The organism is Corynebacterium sp. MC3 (assembly GCF_900099485.1).
Lineage (GTDB): Bacteria > Actinomycetota > Actinomycetes > Mycobacteriales > Mycobacteriaceae > Corynebacterium > Corynebacterium pseudogenitalium.
Genome location: NZ_LT622814.1, coordinates 160,656 through 174,130 on the forward strand (window position 1 = coordinate 160,656; position 13,475 = coordinate 174,130).

18 protein-coding genes are annotated in these 13,475 nt (G+C 61.6%); 10 read left to right on the forward strand and 8 right to left on the reverse strand.

Annotated elements, in window-relative coordinates; genetic code table 11:
- Window positions 1-37 precede the first annotated feature (37 nt).
- Window positions 38-844: a formate/nitrite transporter family protein gene (locus BQ4436_RS05515; RefSeq protein WP_070363587.1), complete on the reverse strand. Its 807-nt coding sequence runs from the start codon at window positions 842-844 to the stop codon at window positions 38-40.
- A gap of 256 nt (window positions 845-1,100) precedes the next feature.
- Between BQ4436_RS05515 and rplN the strand changes: the two genes are divergently transcribed.
- From rplN to BQ4436_RS05535, 4 genes are all read left to right on the forward strand, one after another.
- Window positions 1,101-1,469 (forward strand): 50S ribosomal protein L14, encoded by a 369-nt coding sequence (gene rplN / locus BQ4436_RS05520; RefSeq protein ID WP_070363083.1) that lies wholly within the window; start codon window positions 1,101-1,103, stop codon window positions 1,467-1,469.
- 2 nt (window positions 1,470-1,471) lie between these two features.
- Window positions 1,472-1,786 (forward strand): 50S ribosomal protein L24, encoded by a 315-nt coding sequence (gene rplX, locus BQ4436_RS05525; protein WP_070363082.1) that lies wholly within the window; start codon window positions 1,472-1,474, stop codon window positions 1,784-1,786.
- A 2-nt stretch (window positions 1,787-1,788) separates the two neighbouring features.
- Window positions 1,789-2,367 (forward strand): 50S ribosomal protein L5, encoded by a 579-nt coding sequence (gene rplE, locus BQ4436_RS05530; protein ID WP_070363081.1) that lies wholly within the window; start codon window positions 1,789-1,791, stop codon window positions 2,365-2,367.
- Between the two features lie 176 nt (window positions 2,368-2,543).
- Window positions 2,544-3,326 (forward strand): formate/nitrite transporter family protein, encoded by a 783-nt coding sequence (locus BQ4436_RS05535; protein ID WP_070363080.1) that lies wholly within the window; start codon window positions 2,544-2,546, stop codon window positions 3,324-3,326.
- Here BQ4436_RS05535 and fdhD read toward each other — a convergent pair.
- Genes fdhD through BQ4436_RS05550 form a run of 3 tightly spaced genes read right to left on the reverse strand, consistent with a single transcriptional unit; the run spans window position 3,323 to window position 5,667 of the window.
- Complete coding sequence (gene fdhD, locus BQ4436_RS05540) at window positions 3,323-4,150, reverse strand: formate dehydrogenase accessory sulfurtransferase FdhD (RefSeq protein ID WP_070975799.1); 828 nt, start codon at window positions 4,148-4,150, stop codon at window positions 3,323-3,325. The genes BQ4436_RS05535 and fdhD overlap by 4 nt on opposite strands.
- Window positions 4,137-4,424, reverse strand: coding sequence for a DUF6457 domain-containing protein (locus BQ4436_RS05545; RefSeq protein ID WP_070976034.1), 288 nt, complete (start codon window positions 4,422-4,424; stop codon window positions 4,137-4,139). The genes fdhD and BQ4436_RS05545 overlap by 14 nt, the downstream gene beginning before the upstream one ends.
- A 10-nt stretch (window positions 4,425-4,434) precedes the next feature.
- Window positions 4,435-5,667, reverse strand: a complete 1,233-nt coding sequence (locus BQ4436_RS05550; protein WP_070976036.1) for an amidohydrolase — start codon at window positions 5,665-5,667, stop codon at window positions 4,435-4,437.
- Window positions 5,668-5,990: 323 nt separating this feature from the next.
- Between BQ4436_RS05550 and rpsH the strand changes: the two genes are divergently transcribed.
- Genes rpsH through rplO form a run of 6 tightly spaced genes read left to right on the forward strand, consistent with a single transcriptional unit; the run spans window position 5,991 to window position 8,674 of the window.
- Window positions 5,991-6,389, forward strand: a complete 399-nt coding sequence (rpsH, locus tag BQ4436_RS05555) for a 30S ribosomal protein S8 (RefSeq protein WP_070363078.1) — start codon at window positions 5,991-5,993, stop codon at window positions 6,387-6,389.
- An 18-nt stretch (window positions 6,390-6,407) separates the two neighbouring features.
- Window positions 6,408-6,944: a 50S ribosomal protein L6 gene (rplF, locus tag BQ4436_RS05560; RefSeq protein WP_070975801.1), complete on the forward strand. Its 537-nt coding sequence runs from the start codon at window positions 6,408-6,410 to the stop codon at window positions 6,942-6,944.
- A 2-nt stretch (window positions 6,945-6,946) separates the two neighbouring features.
- A complete protein-coding gene (gene rplR / locus BQ4436_RS05565) occupies window positions 6,947-7,351 on the forward strand; it encodes a 50S ribosomal protein L18 (RefSeq protein ID WP_070363076.1) in 405 nt (134 codons plus the stop codon).
- A 40-nt stretch (window positions 7,352-7,391) separates the two neighbouring features.
- Complete coding sequence (rpsE, locus tag BQ4436_RS05570) at window positions 7,392-8,027, forward strand: 30S ribosomal protein S5 (RefSeq protein ID WP_070363075.1); 636 nt, start codon at window positions 7,392-7,394, stop codon at window positions 8,025-8,027.
- A gap of 5 nt (window positions 8,028-8,032) precedes the next feature.
- Window positions 8,033-8,218, forward strand: a complete 186-nt coding sequence (rpmD, locus tag BQ4436_RS05575) for a 50S ribosomal protein L30 (RefSeq protein WP_070363074.1) — start codon at window positions 8,033-8,035, stop codon at window positions 8,216-8,218.
- Window positions 8,219-8,224: 6 nt separating this feature from the next.
- Window positions 8,225-8,674 carry a 50S ribosomal protein L15 gene (gene rplO, locus BQ4436_RS05580; protein WP_070975803.1) on the forward strand — a complete coding sequence of 150 codons (450 nt, stop codon included), beginning with the start codon at window positions 8,225-8,227 and terminating at the stop codon, window positions 8,672-8,674.
- Window positions 8,675-8,745: 71 nt separating this feature from the next.
- Here the strand turns inward: rplO and BQ4436_RS05585 are convergent, their stop codons facing one another.
- From BQ4436_RS05585 to BQ4436_RS05600, 4 genes are read right to left on the reverse strand one after another with little or no spacing between them, the layout of a single operon-like run.
- Complete coding sequence (locus BQ4436_RS05585) at window positions 8,746-9,348, reverse strand: TorD/DmsD family molecular chaperone (protein WP_070975805.1); 603 nt, start codon at window positions 9,346-9,348, stop codon at window positions 8,746-8,748.
- Window positions 9,348-10,289 carry a dimethyl sulfoxide reductase anchor subunit family protein gene (locus BQ4436_RS05590; RefSeq protein WP_070363071.1) on the reverse strand — a complete coding sequence of 314 codons (942 nt, stop codon included), beginning with the start codon at window positions 10,287-10,289 and terminating at the stop codon, window positions 9,348-9,350. The genes BQ4436_RS05585 and BQ4436_RS05590 overlap by 1 nt, the downstream gene beginning before the upstream one ends.
- Window positions 10,290-10,292: 3 nt before the next feature.
- A complete protein-coding gene (locus BQ4436_RS05595; RefSeq protein WP_070363070.1) occupies window positions 10,293-10,937 on the reverse strand; it encodes a DMSO/selenate family reductase complex B subunit in 645 nt (214 codons plus the stop codon).
- Window positions 10,938-10,962: 25 nt separating this feature from the next.
- Window positions 10,963-13,434, reverse strand: coding sequence for a DMSO/selenate family reductase complex A subunit (locus BQ4436_RS05600; protein WP_070975807.1), 2,472 nt, complete (start codon window positions 13,432-13,434; stop codon window positions 10,963-10,965).
- Window positions 13,435-13,475: the final 41 nt, after the last annotated feature.

Here is a 13,475-nt window from a genome sequence, read left to right on the forward strand (position 1 = left end):
CTTCGCGGGAACGGGGCGTTTTCTTTCTGCTTGGGGGTTAGCGGCGTGTCGCCAGCGGGGTTGCCGGGGTGCCGCCCTTGTTTAGCCAAGCATAGACGCCGCCCATGATGAGGCCACCACCGATGTAGTTGCCGACCCACACGATGAGCCAGTTCATCAGGCCATTCGTCAGTGTGAACCCGGCGAAGTGCTCGGCGCCGATGCCGTAGCCCGCCAGGGAGAAGACGACGAAGCTGGCGATGGAGTGCTCGTACCCCATTGCGGCGAATGCGGGAACGATCAGCATGATGGCGAGGAACTTCGCGGTGAAGTCCTTGCCAGCCTGGATGGCGAGCAGCACGCCGATGTTGACCACGATGTTGGCGAAAATGCCTTCCATGAACAGCAAGCTGTCCGGCTTCGCGAGCTTGGTCTCAACGGTCGCGGCGAGGAAGCTGTCCATCCCGATCGGCTGGAACGCCGTGGCGTGGACCAGGAATACCGCGGTGATGAGGACGCCGAGCAGGTTGAAGATGGTGCAGGTGGAGACCATCAGGAAGCCCTTGAGCCAGGGGAGGCGCCCGGAGGCGCTGCCGTAGGTCATGAACATCATGTTGCCGGTTGCGAGTTCCGCACCCAGGACAACGATGACGTACAGCGAGAGGCAGAAGATAGCTGCGAACACGAAGCGGCCGTAGCCGGGGGCGCTGCTTTCTACTTGGGTGGAGGCGACGGTGGCGAAGGCCGTCATGATCGTCAAAAACATGCCGGCGAGCATGGAGCGTACCGCGAACTTGGGGAGTTCGTAGGTGTAGAGGTACGACTTGAAGCCGATTGAATCCGCAAGTGTGCCATCGAAGTTCATAGGTATGACCATACCAAAGGTCAGAACCGGGCACGAATCCACACAACCAAAAGTCATGGTTTGCGGGCGCGCATGTTCCGTGCTTTAATGTTCCAGTTGTCCTTTGCTGCGTGTTTGCTCTGCGCGTTTCCGAGCTGAGCATGTACGCCTGCGGTACCGAAGGTGCCGTCGACAAGCGAAAAGACATCGAAGACATTGACCACGTGCGTATAGGACGGAAATCTAACGCACATCGACCCAGGTCAGGAGACCAATAGTGATTCAGAAGGAATCGCGCCTGAAGGTCGCCGACAACACCGGTGCACGTGAAATCCTGTGCATCCGTGTCCTCGGCGGATCCGTTCGGCGCTTCGCCGGCATCGGCGATACGATCGTCGCCACTGTGAAGGAAGCTGCCCCAGGCGGCAACGTTAAGGAAGGCGAAGTCGTTAAGGCTGTCATCGTTCGCGCGAAGAAGGAGACCCGTCGTCCGGACGGCTCCTACATTGCGTTCGACGAGAACGCTGCAGTGCTGATCAAGAACGACACCGAGCCACGCGGCACCCGTATCTTCGGCCCAGTTGCTCGCGAGCTGCGCGACAAGAAGTTCATGAAGATCGTTTCTCTCGCACCGGAGGTGATCTAGGGATGAAAATCAAAAAGGGCGATATGGTCCAGGTCATCTCTGGCAAGGATAAGGGCGCGCAGGGCAAGGTTATTGAGGCATACCCGAAGCGTCAGCGCGTTCTCGTTGAAGGCGTGAACCGCATGAAGAAGCACGTCGCGAACTCCTACAACGAGCGCGGCGCAGAGTCCGGCGGCATTGTCACCCAGGAAGCTCCGATCCACGTCTCCAACGTGATGGTCCTGGATTCCGACGGCAAGCCGACGCGCGTGGGCTACCGTTTCGACGAAAACGGCAAGAAGGTCCGCGTTGCAAAGTCGAACGGGAAGGACATCTAAGCATGGCTGAGAACTACACCCCTCGTCTGAAGACCCAGTACAAAGAGGACATCCGTACCAAGCTCAACGATGAGTTCAAGTACGACAACGTCATGCAGATCCCAGGTCTGACCAAGATTGTTGTCAACATGGGTGTCGGCGACGCTGCACGTGACTCCAAGGTCATCAACGGCGCACTCGAGGACCTCGCCGCGATCACCGGCCAGAAGCCACAGCTTCGCCGCGCGAAGAAGTCCATCGCTAACTTCAAGCTCCGTGAAGGCATGCCGATCGGCGCGAAGGTCACCCTCCGCGGCGACCGCATGTGGGAGTTCCTGGACCGCCTGCTGACGGTTGCTCTGCCACGTATTCGTGACTTCCGTGGCCTCAGCGACAAGCAGTTCGACGGTGCAGGCAACTACACCTTCGGCCTGACCGAACAGACGATGTTCTACGAAATCGACATCGACAAGATCGATCGCGTCCGCGGTATGGACATCACTGTCGTCACCACCGCAACGAACGACGACGAGGGCCGCGCACTCCTGCGCCACCTCGGCTTCCCGTTCGCTGACAAGGATGGCAAGATGCAGCGCGCATAACGCGTCACTGCTTTTCGACGAACACCCCTGCGACCCAACCACCGGGTTGCGGGGGTGTACGTCTTTTGGGGGAACCTGCAGAGCACACCCGAATAGTACGCATGTACTGTTTTTGGGAAACGTTCGATAGACTGACTCCTTGCAACAATCTCTCAGGTGAATTTGAGGAGGCCACGATGGCTTTGCAGGAAATGGTCCACGCAGGGGCCAAAAAGAAAGAGCAGCTTCTCGATAATGAGATGCCACGGTTTTTCGTCCGCGCGATTCTCGCCGGCATTTACCTGACCGCTGGTACGGCGTTCGCCGCGGTGGCGGGAAATGCGGTCAATGAATACGCACCGGGGCTCGGCTCGGTTGTGTTCGCCTTGCTGTTCGGGCTTGGCCTGTTCGCGATCGTCATCCTCAACGCGGAGCTTGCAACGGGCGACATGATGTTTGCGTCCTGGGCGGCGACGGACAAGGTGTTCAGCTGGGGCAAGGGTATTTGGCTCGTCGTTGTGGTGACGGTGGCGAACCTGATCGGTGCGATCATTTTCGCGGCTGTGATGAGCCAGTCGGCTAAGTTCGGCTCGATGGATAACAGCCACCTGATTGTCACTCTGGTCGAGGGCAAGTTGGCGAAGCCGTTCTTCGGCGCACTGCTTGAGGCGATCTTCGCGAACTTCATTGTCAACATGGCGATTGTTGGTGCGCTGCTGGCGAAGGAGTTCATCTCCAAGTTCGTCGTGATCCTGCCACTGATCGCTATCTTCGTTGGCCTGGGCCTCGAGCACGTTATTGCGAACTTCTCGCTGTTCTCCCTGGCGTTCCTGTCCAGCACGCCACCTGAGGGATTCACCGCCGCTGCAATCCTGAGCAACTGGGTTGCTGTGTGGATCGGCAACTTCATCGGCGGTGGCCTGTGCATCGGCGGTGTCTACGCTTGGTTGAACAAGACGAAGACGGTGTACAAGGACTAGTCGCTGAGCTCCCCGGAGTACAGATTGAAGCGCTCGCCGCGCACAAAGCCGGCGAGCGCCATTTTTGTTTTGCGGGCCAGCTCGACGGCGAGCGAGGATGCCGCCGAGACCGCCACCATTGCCGGGAAACCGGCCATTGCTGCTTTCTGCACAAGTTCGAATGACGCGCGGGAGCTGACAACCAGGATCAGGTCGCTGGCTGGCAGGAGCCCTTCGAGTAGTAGGTGGCCAATGACTTTGTCGGTCGCGTTGTGGCGGCCGATGTCCTCGCGGATTACTACAGGTTCGCCGTCAAAGGTAAACGCGCCGGCCGCGTGGATGCCGCCTGTCTTACGGAACTGCTTTTGGCCGGTTGCAAGGGCGTCGGGTAATCGCATCACCAGGTCCGGGTCCAAGCGGACGGGAGTGATTGGCGCGGGCACCTTGCCCATGATGTCGTCGATCGACTGCGTGCCGCACACGCCGCATGCGCTCGTGGTAGTGGTCAGGCGAATGAACTGCGGTGCAGCGGGGGAGGCCGCGGGCCCGAGGTCGATGTCGAGCGTGTTGTACGTGTTTTCGCCGTTCGGCCCGACCGCACCCGCGCAGTAGCGCGCGGAACGAACGTCCTCTGCGCTGCTGATCAGTCCCTCCGCGAACATCCAGCCGTGTGCCAGCTCGACGTCGTGGCCGGGGGTCCGCATCGTGGTGGTTAGCGTGTCGCCGGTGGCGCGGATCGCCAGCGGCTCTTCCACGGTGACGGTATCGGCGCGGGTATCGCGCGCGAAGCCGCTGTCGGTGCGGGTGACTTTCGTGACGGCGAAGCGTCGATTAATCCTGCTCATACGTTTCCAGGAGCTTCGCTACCTTGGCAAGCGCCGCGCGCGTCGTTGCTGCGTCTGCATCAGTATCGCCCTGGAGCGCCGCACCGGTTGCGACGCCTACGACGAACGCCGTCGTTGGAGCCGCCGGGCGCGACGGGCCGTTGTGCGCGACGTCCGCTGTCATCTTCAGAATGTCGCCGACCAGCGAGCGCGTGAGATCCGGGGAAACGCCGAGCGTTCGGGAGACCTCTTCGAGCCACTCGTGTGTTGATTGCAAACCTTCGTTGTTAGCCATGTGTGCCACCTTAGTCGTCGTTCTTGTTGATGAGCCACGCGCTCGCAGCCGTGACCATCGCTTCGGCGCCGCGGTCGAGCGTCGGCTGGAGGTTGGGCGCGAACGCTGCGCTGTGATTGCCCGGCGCATGCGGGTAGCTGGCGAAGCCGCCGAGGCCCCAGAACGTGTACGGCACGCCGAGCGCGTCCGGGATGATCGAGAAGTCCTCGCTGGCAGGGACCTGCGCCAACGTCTGCGCTTCATCACCGAATCGCGCCTCGAAGGCGTTGCGTACCCGCTGCGTTACTGCGGCATCGTTGCTGGTGAGCGGGTAGGCGTCGTAGTACTCGAACTCGGGCAGCTGCGGGCTACGCGCTGCCTCGCACTCAGCGCGCACGATGCGTTCGATGGCCTCCTTGAGGTGCGCGCTCGTCGCCTCCGAATAGGCGCGGGTATTGATCAGCAGCTCCGCGCTATCCGGGATGACGTTGGATTTTGCTCCCGAATGGATCGCGCCGACCGTCAGCACCGCGGTTTCGGAAGCAGCAATCTCTCGGGAGACTACGGTGTGCAGCCTCGTCACAATTGTCGACGCCAACAAGACCGCATCGACGCCCATCTCAGGCATGGATCCGTGCGAACCCACTCCGTGTACTGTGACCTTCACCGAGAACGCCTGGGAGAGCACCGGGCCCGGCCGGGTCCCCACATGGCCCAACGGCAGCGTGCCGAGCACGTGTTGGCCCAAGTACACGTCGGGGTGGGGGATCGCGTCGGCGATACCGTGCTCAACCATCGAACGTGCGCCGGAGGCTGTTTCCTCGCCGGGCTGGAATACGCCCACCAGCGTGCCGGACCAAGCGTCGCGGCAAGTGTTGAACGCGATGACAGCCGCGAGCACCGAGCAAATATGGAAGTCGTGCCCACACGCGTGGGACACCGGCACCTCCTGCCCAGTCGCAGCATCGACTTGGGTCTGCGTGCAGGCGTAGTCCTTGCCGGAGTCCTCCTTGATTGGGAGGCCGTCAGTATCACCGCGCAAGGCGACGACGGGCCCGAGGCCGTTTTCGATGGTGGCGACGACGCCAGTTTCGCCCAATACCGAATATGGGATCCCGGCTGCCTCGAGTTCCTGAACGATGCGCTGTGAGGTTTGGGTTTCCTGCATCGAGAGTTCAGCGTGTTGGTGGAACCAGCGGTAGAGCTCCTCGCGGTGCGTGCAGGTGGCGGAGAGGGCGTCGAAAAGTTCGTCGAGGTGCTTCATAGCACCGACTATACGGCGCAGCGACCGGGCCAACGTGACTTGTTTCTTGTATAGAGGGAGTGTAATGTGGCCAAACGGACTTGTGCACAGATGGTTGTCTGCGCGCAAAATCCGAGAGAACATTGTACATCCAACTTTGTTGCAGGCCCCCCGCCGAGAAGCGGACCGCGTGCAAGGGAGGCGGCGAGCGCCCCGCGTTATTGAGCGTGGGGAGCGTGAAGTAGCCCCCGACAGATCATGCGGAAAACGCGACCTGGCACGACATAGTTTTGCTGGTCAGGTGGGTAGGGAACCGCAACGAGAAAGGTAAACGGTCACATCTTATGACGATGACTGATCCAATCGCAGACATGCTGTCTCGCGTGCGCAACGCGTCGCACGCACAGCACGAGAGCGTGACAATGCCTTCCTCCAAGATCAAGGCAAACATCGCCGAGATCCTGAAGCAGGAAGGCTACATTGCTGATTACAAGGTTGAGGACGCCAAGGTTGGCAAGCAGCTGACCCTGGACCTCAAGTACGGCCCGACCCGTGAGGCTGCCATCGCTGGCCTGCGTCGCGTGTCCAAGCCTGGTCTGCGCGTGTACGCAAAGTCCAACGACCTGCCGCAGGTGCTGGGTGGTCTGGGTGTGGCGATCATCTCCACGTCCCAGGGTCTCCTCACTGACCGTCAGGCCCAGGAGAAGGGTGTAGGCGGAGAAGTTCTCGCCTACGTCTGGTAAAGGGAGGTTGAAAAGACTATGTCGCGTGTAGGTAATGCACCCATCGCCATCCCGAATGGTGTCGAAGTTAAAATTAACGGTCAGGTCGTAGAGGTCAAGGGCCCTAAGGGTTCCCTCAACTTCGAGATGCCTGAGCCAATCACCGCTGCGGTTGAGGACAACGAGATTGTCGTCTCCCGTCCGGACGATCACCGTAAGCACCGTGCGCTGCACGGTCTGTCCCGTTCCATGGTCAACAACCTCGTTGTTGGCGTGACCGAGGGCTACAAGATCAACATGGAGATCTTCGGTGTCGGCTACCGTGTCCAGGCCAAGGGCAAGAACCTCGAGTTCTCGCTCGGCTACTCCCACCCGATCCTCATTGAGGCTCCGGAAGGGATCAGCTTCGCAGTCGATGGCAACACCAAGTTCTCCATCGAGGGCATTGACAAGCAGCAGGTTGGCCAGATCGCGGCTAACATCCGCCGCCTCCGTAAGGATGACCCATACAAGGGTAAGGGCATCCGCTACGAAGGTGAGCAGATTCGCCGCAAGGTCGGAAAGACGGGTAAGTAATCATGAGCAATTCTGCAGAGAACACCAAGCGCACCCCGGTCGGCAAGGATATTTCCTCCCGCCGCCGCGAGGCTCGTGCACGTCGCCACTTCCGTATCCGCAAGACGCTGCGCGGCACCCCGGAGACCCCACGTCTCGTTGTGCACCGCTCTTCGCGTCACATCCACGTCCAGCTGATCGACGATCTCGCTGGCCACACGCTCGCAGCGGCATCCTCCATCGAGGCTGACGTGCGCGCAATGGAAGGTGACAAGAAGGCAAAGGCAGCCAAGGTTGGCCAGCTGATCGCTGAGCGCGCCAAGGCTGCAGGCATCGAAGCTATCGTCTTCGACCGCGCAGGTTACAAGTACCACGGTCGCGTCGCAGCTCTTGCCGACGCCGCTCGTGAAGGTGGTCTGAAGTTCTAATGACCACCGCAATCATCACCATCAACGGAAGGATCGCGTAATGGCCGAACGTGAACGGCGTGACGGCGGACGCTCCGCCGACAACCAGAACAAGAAGAATGAGCGCAACAACCGCGGTGGCCGTGGCCGTCGCGATGATCGTCGCAACCAGAATGATGACCGCGACAAGTACATCGAGCGGGTCATCACCATCAACCGTGTCGCAAAGACCGTGAAGGGCGGACGCAACATGTCCTTCACCGCTCTCGTCGTCGTTGGCGACGGCAAGGGCATGGTCGGCGTTGGCTACGGCAAGGCAAAGGAAGTTCCTGCCGCTATCCAGAAGGGTGCAGAAGAAGCACGTAAGAACTTCTTCCGCGTCCCGATGATCGGTGGCACCATTCCTCACCCAGTCCAGGCAGAAGAGGCAGCAGGCATCGTTATGCTGCGCCCGGCTGCACCAGGTACCGGTGTTATCGCCGGTGGCGCAGTTCGCCCAGTGCTCGAGTGCGCTGGCGTCCAGGACATCCTTGCTAAGTCGATCGGTTCTGACAACGCTCTGAACGTTGTTCAGGCAACGGTTGCAGGTCTCAAGCAGCTCGTACGCCCTGAGGAAGTCGCTGCGAAGCGCGGCAAGGACCTCGAGGACGTCGCACCTGCTCGCATGCTGCGCGCACGCGCAGGACAGGAGGCGTAAGAACAATGGCTTTGAAGATCACATTGCACCACGGCAAGGTTGGCGAGAAGCCACTGACCCGTAAGAACCTCGAGGCGCTCGGTCTGCGCAAGATCGGCCAGTCCGTTATTAAGAAGGACAACGCCGCAACCCGTGGACAGATCCTGAAGGTTCGCCACCTCGTTACCGTCGAAGAAGTTGCAGGGGAGTAGAACAACATGGCTGAAATTATCAAGCTCCATGATCTGCGCCCAGCAAAGGGCGCTAACAAACCAAAGTTCCGCGTAGGTCGCGGTGAAGCAGGCAAGGGCGGCAAGACCGCTGGCCGTGGTACCAAGGGCACCAAGGCTCGCAAGCAGGTCTCCGCAGCATTCGAGGGTGGCCAGATGCCACTTCACATGCGCCTGCCGAAGCTCAAGGGCTTCAAGAACCCGAACCGCGTGGAGTACCAGGTAGTCAACGTTCAGGCGCTCGCAGAAGCGTTCCCGGACGGCGGCACCATCACCATCGACGACATCGTCGCAGCTGGCCTGGTTCGCAAGAACCACCCAGTCAAGGTGCTGGGCAACGGCGACATCAACGTCAAGTTGGACGTCACCGCTACCAAGTTCTCCAAGTCTGCGGTTGAGAAGATCGAGGCAGCCGGCGGGTCCACCACCCAGGCATAAGCCTTCATCTTCGCGCCACAGCGCAGAGAAAAGCTCCCCACTCGTCAACGACGAGGTGGGGAGCTTTCGTATTAGAGGGTTTCGACGGCGGCCAGCACGCCCCGCGTAAGCCCAGGCAGCGCCCGGTAGATCGCGGTGTTCGCATGCTTTTCGACGCCCCCAAGCACCTGCTCAGCGAAGCGGGCGGGGTGCTCGGCGGTGAAGGAGCGAAGAACCGCCAGCGCTGCGGCTTGATCGGCCTCGGAGGACGCGTTGAGCGCCAGGGCGCACATGTGGCTGATACAGCGGAACTCCAGCCCGATGTGGTCCGGCGGGAGGTTATCGGCGCCGGGGTCAAAGCCGACCTGGTGGTAAACGGCGGCGACGGCCACGGCGTCCTCATCCATGACGAGTCCGTCCTTGGAAAAGTACGGGGACTCATACGGCTGGGCAAGCGGGGAGCTTACGCCAATGAACAGGTAGAGGTGGTCTCGCTGCAACGCTTCGGCGGTGTCGCGCTCCGCTTCCAGCAGGGCGTTGATGGCTTGCTGCGAGGCGTCGTCCTCGAGCGGCCATGATTGCAGGAAGGAGGGGTCGGAGAGGGCGTCGAGAAGCGGGCCTTGCGGCTCGTCGAGGAAGAGCTGCCCCACGATGTCTGCTGCGATGTGGCAGCGTTCAAGTAACTCTGTGTGCATCAGATTCCGATCCGGTCAACTGCGCCGTAGAACATGAAGCGGCCGAGCAGCTCCGCGATGACCACCAGGATGTACGCGACGGTGATCCACAGCATCGCGCTCGAGGTGGGGCGGCGGGTGCGGCCGCCGAACGCCAGGATGAGGCCCACGATGAACGCGCCGACCAGCAGCAGACCAATGCGGATGACGAACGCGGTCATGTTGAATTCAAACTGCGCCGGGTTCGGGCCCGCGGGGCGGCCGTAGTTGAACACCATCACGATGAAAATGAGCGGCACGACGACGGTCAGCGCGATGCCGATCCAGCGCAGGGACGCGTGGATGAGGTCCCAGACCTCTTCCTTCTGGGCGTCTGTCTGGTCTTCGTTGCGCGCGGACGGAATCAGCTTTTTGATGAGCTCTGAGTCCTCGAGCCAGTTGTACGCCGTGAGCGCGACCGCAATCGCGAGCAGACCGGTGACCGCGGCGGAGAGATAGAACGCCGCCGGGGTAGTCCAGTGGTTCCACGATGGGATCGTGGGCAGCATGTAGAGGCGCGCCATGGTGGCGATGAACCCGATGCCGGCAATCGCGGTGATGACCGCGATGGTTGTGCGGGTGCCCACGGAGCCCCAGTCGAAGAACTGACAGGCCGCGAACAGGAAGCCGAGCGCCGCGAAGATGCAGCCGCCCACGAGCTCCTGGGTGAGTCCGGAGGAACTGATGTGGCGCATCACGTTCAGCGCGTTGATCGGGTTGCCGAGGTGGAAGAACGCGAGGCAGAAGCCTGCGATCATGATTGGGCCGATTGCGTAGAGCGCCGGCACACAAATCCGGTTAATCGCGTTCGCGGAGTAGCGGGTGCGTCCCACCATTGTGATGACGCCGAGGACGAAGAACGCGCCGACCGCCATCTGCCCGAACGTAGTGAAAAACGTGAGGGGCCATTCGTGCATATTCATGAGTTAGACCTCTTCCGGGTTCATGATCTCGCCGGCGTCCAACGCGTCCCAGCGTTTCGCGTCCTTGTGCGGCTTGATGGTCAGGCGTGGTTCGGTAAACGTTGGGTCCGGCAGCGGCGCGATGCCGGCGACGTCGCCGTGTTCCTTGCGCAGCTCGTCGATAGGCCCCCAGTCGAGCGCGCGCGACGGGCACGCGGCCACGCACGCGGGGTCTTTGCCCTCGGCGCGGTAGTCGGCGCACAGGTCGCACTTCGTCATGACGCCCTTTTCAGGGTTGAACTGTGGCGCGGAGTAGGGGCACGCCCACTCGCAGTAGCGGCAGCCCACGCACTTGTGCGGGTCGACGGAGACGACGCCGTCCTCGCCGATGTGCATCGCGGTGGTCGGGCAAACCTTGGTACAGATCGGGTTGTCACAGTGGTTGCAGGACACCGATGTGTAGTAGGTGAACGTGTTGGTGGTCAGCTCGCCGTCGGCGTTGCGGTTCCAGTCGCCGCCCGAGTACTCGACCACGCGGCGCCAGTTCACGCCGATCGGTGTGTTGTGCTTGTCCTTGCAGGCGATCTGGCAGGCTTTGCAGCCGTTGCACAAGGTCTGGTCGAAGAAGAAACCAAGGCGCTTGCTCGGCTTGTCGTTGTTGTTAGCCATGTTGTTGTTTCACTCCTTGGTGTTGTTATTTCGCTTTTTCAACCTGGCACAGCGCCGTGTGCTGCGCGTTGCCCTTGGCAAGAGGGGAGGGATGCCAGCTGGTCAGCGTATTGACGGATGCCCCTACGTCCACGCCGCCGTCCTTCGGGTTGAACCAGGAACCCTGCGGCACCGAGATGACACCCGGTGCGATTCGCGGGGTGACGCGGGCGATGGAGCGGATCCGGCCACGCTTGTTGTAGGCGTAGACGGGGTCGTCGTTCTTGATGCCGCGTTCCTTGGCGTCGATGGGGTTGATCCAGAGGACCTGCGGGTGGGCGTCGTCGCGCAGCCAATCGACGTTGCCGTAGGAGGAGTGGGTGCGGCCCTTGGTGTGGTGGCCGATGACCTGCAGCGGGTACTCCTTGTTCTCTGCGGCTTCCTCGGCGCCTTCCCAAGTTGCGACCTGCTCCGGCAGCGGTGTCAGCTTGTCGCCTGCGATGTTCGGGTCAAACTCCCACTCCTTCGACATTTCGTAGAGCTCGGAGGAGAAGATCTCGATCTTGCCACTCGGGGTCTCCAGGGGGTTGGCCACTGGGTCCTCACGGAAGTCTTTCAGTGCGACCGTGGTTTCGCCTTCTCGACGCCACACACCCATCTTCTTGAGCTCCTCAAAGGACGGAAGCTCCGGGATCTCCTTGCGGGATTCGTCGAGGGTGTAGCGCAGCCACTCTTCCTGGGTGCGGCCTTCGGTGAATTTGTCGCGCACACCGAAGCGTTCAGCGAGATCGGCGACGACGTCGTAAATCGGCCGACAGTCGTACAGTGGCTTGATCGCGCTGGAGGCCAGGATGGTGTACTCCAGGTTGCCCGCCGAGCCCTGCTGGATGATGTCGGTTTGCTCAGCGGTGGAGCAGTCCGGCAGAACGTAGTCCGCGTAGCGCGCGGACACCGTCATCTGGATGTCGCTGACGACGATGAGTTCGGCCTTGGAGTCGTCGCGAAGCAGCTCGACCGTGCGATTGAGGTCGCCGTGCTGGTTCGTGTTGGTGTTGCCGGCGTATTGCCAGATCATCTTGATCGGGACGTCGAGTTTGTCCTTGCCGCGTACGCCGTCCTTCGTCTTGGTCATCTCTGGGCCGTGGTCGACGGCCTGTGGCCACATTGCAACCGAGATCGAGGTCTCCACCGGGTTCTCGTACTGCGTGTTGAACGGGTACGTCATCGGCAAGCTTGCCGAGCCCTCGCGAGCGCCGGTGCCTCCACCAGGGATACCGATCTGCCCGAGCAGCGCTGCCAGCGTAAACACCGCGCGCGACTGGTTCTCGCCGTTCGCGTGGCGCTGCGGACCCCAGCCCTGGGTAATTGCGGTTGGCTTTGCGGTGCCCATCTCGCGGGCAAGCTGGCGGATCTTCTGCGCGGGTACACCGCAGACGCGGGCGGCCCACTCAGGAGTCTTTTCGACGCCGTCCGGCCCCTTGCCCTCAATGTAGGAGCGGTACGAGCCGTTCTTCGGCGCGCCCTTCGGCATGTGGTCCTCGTCAAAGCCGACACAATACTTGTCCAGGAACGCTTGGTCGTGCAGGTTCTCGGAGAGCAGTACGTGCGCGATACCTGCCACGAGCGCTGCGTCGGTGCCCGGGCGGATCGGAACCCATTCGTCGCCAAGGCCGACTGCGGTCTCGGAGTAGCGCGGGTCGATCACGATGGTCTTCACGCCGTACTTGCGTTTCGTCTGCTGGGTGACGAACGTCTCGCCACCACCGGACATGCGGGTCTCAAGCGGGTTGTTGCCGAACATGACCTGCAGCTTGGAGTTCTTCACGTCGTCGAAGGAGTTCGACGTGACCCAGGAACCGTAGTGGTACGGGTAGGCTGCCGTGATCTGCGCGGTGGAGTAGTCGGCGTAGTGGTTCAGGTAGCCGCCGATGAGGTTCATAAACCGTGCGAAAGGAGTCTCGACAGGCGGCCAGGAGCGCGCGACGGTGCCGCCGATGGTCCCCGTGCCGTACGCGAGGTAGATCGACTCGTTGCCGTATTTGTCCAGGATGCCCTTCATCTGGTCGGCGATTTCGTCGAGCGCCTGCTCCCAGGAGATTTCGATCCACTCGCCGTCGCCGCGCTTCGTGCCGGGCTTGCGCTTCAGCGGCGTCTTTAGCCGGTCCGGGTTGTAGATGCGGTGGCGGATTGAGCGGCCGCGCACGCAGGCGCGGATCTGCTGCGAGCCGATGGAGTTGTCGCCGCCATCGTCCGGAAGGACGCGGGTGACGCGCCCGTCCACAACTTGGAGGCGCAGTGGGCAGCGGGAGCCGCAGTTGACGGTGCAGGCGGACCAGACGAACTTCGGGTCGGTGCTCGTGCCTTCTGCGGCCTCTGCGGCGCCGACACCTGGGGTGCCGCGCAGGAGCGTGCCAGAGACGGCCGTCGTCGCTACGGCCGCGCCTCCTACGAGGCCTGACCATTGGAGAAATTTACGCCGACTCACGGGAGTCGGCGTTGGTGTAGGTGCTGTGCTCATCGCTGTCCCTTCGAATGCGAGGATTTTCTACAGAAAAGTCG